Here is a 3,391-nt window from a genome sequence, read left to right on the forward strand (position 1 = left end):
CACGATGTCTACGTGCACATCGCGGGGATCGACATCGTGCGGGTCGACGACAACGATTTCATCGTGCTGGAGGACAATGCTCGCACACCCTCGGGGGTGTCCTACATGCTCGAGAACCGCGAGATCATGATGCGGCTGTTTCCGGACCTGTTCGCCCGCCACCGCGTCGCGCCGGTCGAACGCTACCCGGATCAATTGCTCTCCGCACTGCGCTCGGTGGCGCCGCATTCCGTCTCCGCCGAGCCGACCGTGGCGCTGATGACGCCCGGCATCTACAATTCCGCCTATTACGAGCACTCCTTCCTCGCCGACAAGCTCGGCATCGAACTGGTCGAGGGCCGCGACCTCGTCGTCAAGAACGACGAGGTGTTCATGCGCACCACCGAGGGCCTGAAGCGCGTCGACGTGATCTACCGCCGGGTCGACGACGACTTCCTCGACCCCCTCACCTTTCGGCCCGATTCGGCGCTCGGCGTGCCCGGGCTGATGTCGGCCTATGCCGCCGGCAACATCACGCTCGCCAATGCGGTCGGCACCGGAATTGCCGACGACAAGGCGGTCTACTCCTATATGCCCGACGTCGTGAAATTCTACCTCGGCGAGGAGCCGATCCTGAAGAACGTGCAGACCTGGCGCTGCCGCGAGGCGCAGGACCTGTCCTACGTGCTCGACCATCTCGGCGAGCTCGTGGTCAAGGAGGTGCACGGCTCGGGCGGCTACGGCATGCTGATCGGGCCCGCGGCCACCAAGGCCACCATCGAGGCGTTCCGCGACAAGCTGAAGCGCGAGCCGGAGGGTTTCATCGCGCAACCGACGCTGGCGCTGTCGACCTGCCCGACCTGCACGGCTAGCGGCCTCGCGCCGCGCCATGTCGACCTGCGTCCGTTCGTGCTGACCGGCCGCGAGCGCGTCACCATCGTGCCCGGCGGGCTGACGCGGGTCGCGCTGAAGGAAGGCTCGCTGGTGGTCAATTCGAGCCAGGGCGGCGGCACCAAGGACACCTGGATACTGGATGAGTGAGATGCGCCATCCGGAAAGAACGAAGTGGTTTGGCTCCTCCTCCCTCCCCTGGAGGGCGGGGCTATCGCTTATGACGCGAACTATCGGCACGAGCGGTGCCTCACCCTCCCCTGGAGGGGGAGGGTCGATCGCGAAGCGATCGGGGTGGGGTGACAGTCTATCCATTACAGACGGTGGTCGAGCTGAGAGATCACCCCACCCCGTCACGCATCTCGCTTCGCTCGATTGCGTGCCGACCCTCCCCCTCCAGGGGAGGGTGAACCCCGCCGCTTCGTTCATTGCAAATGCAACACCCCTGCCACGAGGGGGGAGGGAAACGAGCTAGTCGCATGCTGTCGCGCACCGCCGAAAACCTCTTCTGGCTCGCCCGCTACGTCGAACGGGCCGAATACATCGCGCGTACCATCGAGGCGACGTTGCGGGTCACCGCGCTCCCGGCGGCCTATGTCGGCAAGAGCAACGAATGGGAGTCGGCGCTGCTCACCGCCGGCGTCAGCCAGAGCTTCTTTGACACCTATGCGGAAGCCAACGAGCAGAACGTCGTCGAATATCTGGCCTTTGCCCCGGCCAACCCCTCCTCGATCAGGAACTGCATCGAGGCGGCGCGGCTGAACTCGCGCTCGGTGCGCACCGCGCTGACCGGCGAGATGTGGGACACCATCAACGGCGCCTGGCTGGAATTGCAGGGGGTGTGGAGCAAGGGGACATCGAGCCGCGACGAGCTGGCGCGGTTCCTGCGCTTCGTGCAGGAGGCCTCGTTGCGCTTCGACGGCTCGGCCTACCGCACCATGCTGCGCAACGACGCCTACTGGTTCTCGAGGATGGGCGTCAATCTCGAGCGTGCCGACAACACCGCCCGCATCCTCGACGTCAAATATCACGTGCTGCTGCCGGAAGAAGAGCATGTCGGCGGCCCGCTCGACTTCTACCAGTGGAGCTCGATCCTGCGCTCGGTCTCGGCGCAGACAGCCTATCACTGGGTCTATCGCGAGACCCTGAAACCCTGGCTGATCGCCGACCTCCTGATCCTCAACGATTCGCTACCGCGATCGCTGGCGAGCTGCTACGGCAATCTGGTGCGCAATCTCGACCAGATCGGCGTCGCTTACGGCCGTCAGGGCCCGTCGCAGCGCCATGCCCGCGGCGTCCGCAACCGCCTGGAGCACAGCAACATGAACGACATCTTCCAGCACGGCGTGCATGAATTCATCCAGGAGTTTATTGCGGACAATGCGCGGCTCGGCGAGATTGTCACCAAGCAGTACCTGACCTGACCCGAGCGCAACCTGGAAGAGCCCCTCCCGGCGCTCCGCGTCGACAGCCATCATCATTGACCGACCGCCATGCGCCTGCGTATCGCCCATGCCACCACCTACCGCTACGAGCCGCCCGCGACCGGCGTGATCCAGGTCCTGCGGATGACGCCGGGCAGCCATGACGGGCAATACGTCGCGGAATGGCGGATCGACGTCTCCAGCGACGCGCGGATGGACATGCATGAGGACGCGTTCGGCAACATCACCCATGTGATGACGCACGGCGCGATCGCCGACCTCACCATCACCGTGAGCGGACTGATCGAGACCCACGACACCGGCGGCGTGCTGCGCGGCACCAACGAGCGCTTCCCGCCCGGCCTGTTCCTGCGCACGACGCAGCTCACCGCGGTCAATCCGGCGATGGCCAATTTCGCGCGCGCATTGCGCGCCGAATCCGAGCACGACGTGCTCGGCTTCCTGCATACGCTGATGACCCAGATCAGCGAGCACATGACCTTCGACGAGGACCCGACCACCAGCGGCACCTCGGCGGTGGAGGCTTTTGGTCTCAAGCGCGGCGTCTGCCAGGACTATGCGCACATCTTCATCGCCTGCGCCCGCTCCGGCGGCGTGCCGGCGCGGTTCGTCTCCGGGCACTTCCTGCGCTCCGACGGCATGACCCGCCAGCCGGCCGGCCACGCCTGGGCGGAAGCCTTCGTGCCCGATCTCGGATGGGTCGGCTTCGACGCGGCGAACTGCATCTGCACCACGGACGCCCATGCGCGCATCGCCACAGGCCTCGACTATCTCGGCGCCGCCCCGATCCGCGGCACCCGCTACGGCGGCGGCACCGAGGCGCTGTCGGTGGCGGTCACGGTCGAGCAGGCCGGCCGACCGGGACAATGGCAATCGCAGACGCAGTCGTGAGCCGCGAGCACGATCTGTAGGGTGGGCTAACTAAGCGGGCCACTGGCACTGACGCCTGCCACGCAAAGGCAGGAGCGTGCCCACCATTCTCTCGGCAGCATCGATCTGGATGGTGGGCACGCTGCACCGTTTGCGTGGTGCGCTTCGGTGCGAGTGGCCCGCTTAGTCCGAAGTTTTCACTCACA

At 65.9% G+C, this 3,391-nt stretch carries 3 protein-coding genes; all 3 read left to right on the forward strand.

What is annotated here, in order from left to right; genetic code table 11:
* On the forward strand, positions 1 to 1,020 hold a 1,020-nt coding region (locus JOY90_RS30770), incomplete at its 5' end, for a circularly permuted type 2 ATP-grasp protein (RefSeq protein WP_291694864.1).
* 329 nt (positions 1,021 to 1,349) lie between these two features.
* Complete coding sequence (locus JOY90_RS30775; RefSeq protein WP_291694865.1) at positions 1,350 to 2,294, forward strand: alpha-E domain-containing protein; 945 nt, start codon at positions 1,350 to 1,352, stop codon at positions 2,292 to 2,294.
* A 69-nt stretch (positions 2,295 to 2,363) separates the two neighbouring features.
* Positions 2,364 to 3,206, forward strand: coding sequence for a transglutaminase family protein (locus JOY90_RS30780; protein WP_291694866.1), 843 nt, complete (start codon positions 2,364 to 2,366; stop codon positions 3,204 to 3,206).
* The last annotated feature ends 185 nt before the right edge of the window (positions 3,207 to 3,391 follow it).

It is taken from the genome of Bradyrhizobium sp. (genome assembly GCF_019242285.1).
Taxonomy (GTDB): Bacteria; Pseudomonadota; Alphaproteobacteria; order Rhizobiales; family Xanthobacteraceae; genus Bradyrhizobium.

Coding starts and splice junctions, on each gene's coding strand:
- JOY90_RS30780 (WP_291694866.1), top strand. CDS start 2,364: ATGCGCCTGCGTATCGCCCATGCCACCACCTACCGCTACGAGCCGCCC.
- JOY90_RS30775 (WP_291694865.1), top strand. CDS start 1,350: ATGCTGTCGCGCACCGCCGAAAACCTCTTCTGGCTCGCCCGCTACGTC.